The sequence below is a fragment of the Rhodococcus sp. (in: high G+C Gram-positive bacteria) genome, assembly GCF_049591685.1.
GTDB lineage: Bacteria > Actinomycetota > Actinomycetes > Mycobacteriales > Mycobacteriaceae > Rhodococcoides.
Genome location: NZ_JBAWFH010000140.1, coordinates 1 through 5,581, shown reverse-complemented (window position 1 = coordinate 5,581; position 5,581 = coordinate 1). Strand labels below are relative to the sequence as shown.

At 64.5% G+C, this 5,581-nt stretch carries 5 protein-coding genes; 2 read left to right on the top strand and 3 right to left on the bottom strand.

The genetic code is table 11. The features are described 5' to 3' along the window. Both WBQ44_RS06055 and yaaA read right to left on the bottom strand, forming a co-directional pair. On the bottom strand, positions 1 to 941 hold a 941-nt coding region (locus WBQ44_RS06055; RefSeq protein WP_495565824.1), incomplete at its 3' end, for a DUF2786 domain-containing protein. Further along, positions 942 to 1,682, bottom strand: a complete 741-nt coding sequence (yaaA, locus tag WBQ44_RS06050) for a peroxide stress protein YaaA (protein WP_495565823.1) — start codon at positions 1,680 to 1,682, stop codon at positions 942 to 944. A 99-nt stretch (positions 1,683 to 1,781) separates the two neighbouring features. Here yaaA and WBQ44_RS06045 point away from each other — a divergent pair, with 99 nt between their 5' ends. Together WBQ44_RS06045 and WBQ44_RS06040 are read left to right on the top strand one after the other, a co-directional pair. Next, positions 1,782 to 3,533: a proline--tRNA ligase gene (locus WBQ44_RS06045; protein WP_495565822.1), complete on the top strand. Its 1,752-nt coding sequence runs from the start codon at positions 1,782 to 1,784 to the stop codon at positions 3,531 to 3,533. A gap of 65 nt (positions 3,534 to 3,598) precedes the next feature. Next, entirely contained in the window at positions 3,599 to 5,335 is a 1,737-nt protein-coding gene (locus tag WBQ44_RS06040) for an acyl-CoA dehydrogenase family protein (protein ID WP_495565821.1), read from the top strand. A 4-nt stretch (positions 5,336 to 5,339) separates the two neighbouring features. On the opposite strand, the gene WBQ44_RS06035 is transcribed toward WBQ44_RS06040, so the two are convergent. Next, positions 5,340 to 5,581: DUF4439 domain-containing protein (locus WBQ44_RS06035; protein WP_495565820.1), on the bottom strand; the 242-nt coding region annotated here is incomplete at its 5' end.

Below are 5,581 nucleotides of genomic sequence, written 5' to 3'. Positions count from 1 at the left end.
GAGCGGGACAGAGCACGGGTCGCCTGGATGAGCAGTGAGGTGAAGAGCATTTCGGTCTGCTCGACGTCGATCTCGGAGCCTACGAGCGTCGCGACCGCGTACTCCTGATCCCAGATCGACTTGACCCGGTTCGCGGAACCGACCCCGTGTAGCAACTGTGCCTTGGCAGGGGCATGGGGATTGTCGATGTGTAGTCGCCTGGTGACGACTCCGACGTTGCCGTCGGTCAGCAACAGGGAATCGATTGAATAGCGCGTCATCAATTCCTGGGCCTTCGCCGTGAGCGTCTCGGCTTCTTCCTCGAAGTCGGTCGCGTCGGCCTTCGCCAGGAGTCCTCGTATCCGGCCCATCACCTTGCTGTTCGGCGCTGCGGTATCTCCGGCATCTGCGCTTGCCGGGGCCCGCTCCGGCGGACGAGTGTTCGGCCACTGCGAAGGGAGAGGGCCGATCCGAGGCCACCGCGGCAACGTCTGCCATTGGCCGAGGAGCGCCAGAACACCGATCCATTGATCGTTGACGGCGATGTAGTCGGTCTTGCCCGCCGCTCTCAGTCGGGCGGTGAGGAAATCCGGTGTCGCCTCCACCCGCACGGCGGCCTTCGGATACGCGGCGCAGATTTCCGACAGCTGGCCGATCCACTGATCCGGGGCGCGAGACTCGGCACGCGCCAGATCGGACTGGTGCAGAATCGCCGCCGCGGCCAGTTCGGAAACCGCTACTGTCTGCTGTCGGCGCACCACGTGCAGCAGGTCGAACGGCTGCCACCCCGCCTCGTACAGCGTCTCGATCATCGTGGTGAACGCACGCGACCCCAGTTCGGCCGCAACACCCTCACCGAGAGCGGTCAAGGTATCGGCGACGTCGTCGACCGTGCGCAGGTTCTTGTTTCGGCCGTACGACGCATCGGCGCCGCGGCGAAGCAGTTCCGGGACGGGAGTCATCTAGGTGAGCACGACCAATTCCGTCGGTGACGCCACCTCGACGCGCAAACCCGCCTTCGACGCGACCCGGGCCAGCGCCGTCACGTCCCTCGGCTCCGCTGTAGTGAGCGTCAGTGCACGGGCCAGCAGACCCTTGTGGTGCTTGTTGAAGTGGCTGACCACCGACCGACTCCCGTCCGGCCTCTCGGTCAGGACGGTGGCGGTGACAGCTCCCGGCACGGGTCCGAGCTGTTGATATGTGCCCGAACGCAGGTCGACGACCAGGCCGTCGGCCGCGGTAGTCAGTGCGGGCGTCAGACCCGGCTTCCAGTGCGTACGCAATGTTCCGAATCCCGGGAGCTTCGAGCCCCCCGACAAGCGATACGTCGGAATCGGATCGTAGGCGCGCACCACACCGAACAAGGCCGAGCCGATCCACAATCGCGCTGCCGCTCGGGCGCGCCCCGCCTTCGTGAAGGAGTGCGCCGCCAGGGCGTCGTACAAAACGCCGGTGTAGCGGCTCAAAGCCGGTGCGGTCGGCGACGTCCACAGTGCGGAGTTGCGTCCGATTTCGTCCAACTGCGTCGGCCCGAGACCCAGCGCAGCGCTCGACGCATCGACGTCGCTCGACAATGCGACAAGTGCCTCGGCAACCCGGAGGCGCAGCGGGGCGAGCTCCGGCAACGACAGCGCGGAGAGATTCAACGGGGATCCGTCACCGCCGTCGGACTTCGTTTCGGACGGGGGGAGCACAATGAGCACGTGGAGCTACGTTACCCACCTGGCTCCGGCGACGATGTATGCAGTGGCGATGTACGCAGTGGCGATGTATCCACTGGCCACCGACTACTCTCGTACCCCGTGATCACTCGTCTTTCGCAGCTGTTCCTCCGCACCCTTCGCGACGACCCCGCCGACGCGGAGGTCGACAGCCACCGGTTGCTCGTTCGCGCAGGCTACGTCCGTCGCATCGCGCCGGGTGTGTACTCGTGGCTCCCGCTCGGCCTGCGTGTGCTGCGTCAGATCGAGCGAGTCGTCCGCGAAGAGATGAATGCCATCGGTGCGCAAGAGATCTCGCTACCGGCTCTGCTGCCCCGCGAACCCTACGAGACGACGAATCGGTGGACCGAGTACGGCGACGCCCTGTTCCGACTTCAGGATCGCAAGGGCAACGACATGCTGCTCGGGCCGACTCACGAGGAACTGTTCGCCCTGACCGTCAAGGGCGAATACAACTCGTACAAGGACCTGCCCGTCACCCTGTACCAAATCCAGACCAAGTACCGCGACGAAGAGCGGCCCCGCGCCGGCATCCTTCGCGGCCGAGAGTTCGTCATGAAGGACTCCTACTCCTTCGACCTCGATGAGGACGGACTGAAGGCGTCGTACCACGCGCACCGTGACGCCTACCAGCGCATCTTCGCGCGCCTCGGCGTCAAGTACGTCATCGTCGCCGCGACGTCGGGCGCTATGGGCGGAAGTGCATCGGAGGAATTCCTCGCCGAGAGCGACATCGGTGAAGACACCTACGTCCGCTGCATCGAGTCCGGTTATGCGGCCAACGTCGAAGCTGTCACCACGCCTGCACCCGAATCGCTCCCGATCGAGGGCTTGCCCGCGGCAATCGATCACGAGACCGGTAACACACCGACCATCGCCACCTTGGTCGAGTGGGCCAACTCGGCCGATCTCGGACGTACCGTCACTGCCGCCGACACCTTGAAGAACATCCTTCTCAAGGTGCGCGGACCCGAAGGCGACTGGGAACTCCTGGCCGTCGGTCTGCCCGGAGACCGCGAGGTCGACGAGAAGCGACTCGAAGCCTCCCTCGAGCCCGCGGAGTTCGCGCTACTCACCGATGCGGATTTCGACGCCAACCCGTTCCTCGTCAAGGGATACATCGGACCGAGGGCACTGCAGGCCAACGGCGTTCGCTACCTGGTCGATCCCCGCGTCGTCGACGGCACCTCGTGGATCACCGGCGCGGATGCGAAGGGTAAGCACGTGGTCGACCTCGTCGCGGGTCGTGACTTCACACCGGACGGCACGATCGAGGCTGCCGAAGTGCGTGACGGAGACCTGTCGCCGGACGGCCGTGGACCACTGGTTGCCGCTCGCGGCATCGAGATCGGACACATCTTCCAACTCGGTAACAAGTACACCGACGCCTTCGAGGTGGACGTACTCGGCGAGAACGGCAAGCCGGTCCGGCTCGTCCAGGGGTCGTACGGCGTCGGCGTCTCCCGGCTCGTGGCCGTCGTCGCCGAGCAGATGCACGACGACAAAGGGCTGCGCTGGCCCCGCGAAATCGCCCCGTTCGACGTGCACCTCGTCATCGCGAACAAGGACGACGCAGCGCGCACGGGAGCCGAGTCCATCGCATCCGAGCTCGACACCCAGGGGCTCGAAGTACTGCTGGACGACCGTAAGGCCTCGCCTGGAGTGAAGTTCAAGGATTCCGAGCTGCTCGGAATGCCCGTCGTCGTCGTCGTCGGTCGAGGATGGGCCGACGGCAAGATCGAAATCCGCGATCGGTTCACCGGCGGCAGCGTCGAGGTGGACAGCGGCGACGCGGTCACCGAGATCGTGAAAGCCGTGCGCCGGGTCGCGTGATCTTCCTCCTGAAGTCGATTACTCGCTGGTAGCTTCGAGTGATCGACTTCAGGAAAGGTACATCCATGGCTGCCGTTGCACTGCTCGATCCCACGAACTTCGACGTCTCTCGGTTCGACGGGGAGACGTCTCGACAGCTCACGGCACTGATCGACTGGTTCGAGCACCGTGGCAAGGCCCGTTTGCTCGCCGAGAATCTCGATGCCGTCTGGACCGCAGACTTTCTCGACTTCGTGGCCAAAGAGAAGCTGTTCGCTACCTTCTGCACGCCGGCCGACTACGCCAATGGGGACCCGAACAAGCGCTGGGACGCATCACGCAACGCCGCGCTCAGCGAGATCCTCGGGTTCTACGGACTGCCGTACTGGTACGCGTGGCAGGTCACCGTACTCGGTCTCGGACCGATCTGGATGAGCGACAACGACACCGCCAAGCGCCGTGCCGCCGAGGCACTCGACGACGGAGCCGTGATGGGCTTCGGATTGTCCGAGCGAGCCCACGGCGCCGACGTCTACTCCACCGACATGCTCCTGACCCCCAGCGGTGTTGCGAACGGCGAGAGCTCGAAAGTCGAGTTCACAGCCACGGGGGAGAAGTACTACATCGGCAACGGGAACGTCGCAGGAATGATCTCTGTGTTCGGGCGCCGTACCGACATGGAAGGAACCGAGGCGTACGTATTCTTCGTCGTGGACAGCTCGCACCCAAGCTACCTGTTGCGAGACAACGTGGTTCACGGGCAGATGTTCGTCAGTACTTTCGCGCTCGAGAACTACCCGGTACGTGCCGAGGACATTCTGCACACCGGCGCCGACGCGTTCTCCGCGGCGCTCAATACCGTCAACGTCGGCAAGTTCAACCTGTGCACCGGCTCGATCGGCATTTCCGAGCACGCGTTTCACGAGGCGATCACCCACGCGCACAACAGGATTCTTTACGGCAACCGGGTCACCGAGTTCCCGCACGTGCGCGCGAGCTTCGTCGACGCCTACAGCCGACTCATCGCGATGAAGCTGTTCAGCGCGCGCGCCGTCGACTACTTCCGTTCGGCGACACTGGAAGATCGGCGCTACCTGCTGTTCAATCCGATGACCAAGGCCAAGGTCACGTCGGAGGGCGAAACCGTCGTACGCATACTCCACGACGTCATCGCCGCGAAGGGCTACGAGAAAGACACGTATTTCCGCGAGGCAGCGCAACTCATCGGGACGCTTCCCAAGCTCGAAGGAACCGTCCACGTCAACGTTGCCCTCATGCTCAAGTTCATGCCGTCGTACATGTTTGCCCCCGCCGAGTATCCCGAGGTGGGCACCCGGGACGACGCATCCGACGATGCCTTCTTCTTCGCCCAGGGGCCCGCTCGCGGTGCGAGCAAGGTGCGGTTCCACGACTGGTCGCCGGTGTACGAGCGGCACACCGACGTACCGAATGTCGCTCGTTTCTACGAGCAGGTGCAGGCATTCAAGACCTTCCTGACCGAGGCCGCGCCCGACGAATCGCAACAGAAGGATCTCGACTTCCTGATCAACGTCGGCCATCTGTTCTCGCTGATCGTTTACGGACACCTGATTCTGGAATGCGCTGCCGAGATCTCCACCGAGCTACTGGATCAGATTTTCGACTTCCAGGTACGTGACTTCTCCGCGTACGCCGTTGCGCTGCACGGTAAACCGTCGTCGACCCAGGCGCAGCAGGACTGGGCCCTCGGCGCCATCCGCAAGCCCGCCGTCGACCGTCGCCGATTCGACGCGGTCTGGGCCGAGGTGCTCGAGTACGACGGCGCCTACGAGATGAACGCTTGAACGATCAGAGGGGCTGACCGGGGAACGCTGACGTCGAGGGCACCACGCCCAGGATCTGTCGCCAGTTTGCGAGCCGCAGCGCGGCCTCGGTGAGTGCGACCACGCCGGTGTCCCGCGTCGGTCCCGACCTGCTCCGCTCGATCACCGAGCGCCAGGCAATCGACGTGTCCACCTCGGCCTGAGCGGCCAGTTGCGCCGCCGTCACCGGGTCGGTCACCGCGATCGGAATCGAGTACGCGGCGGCAG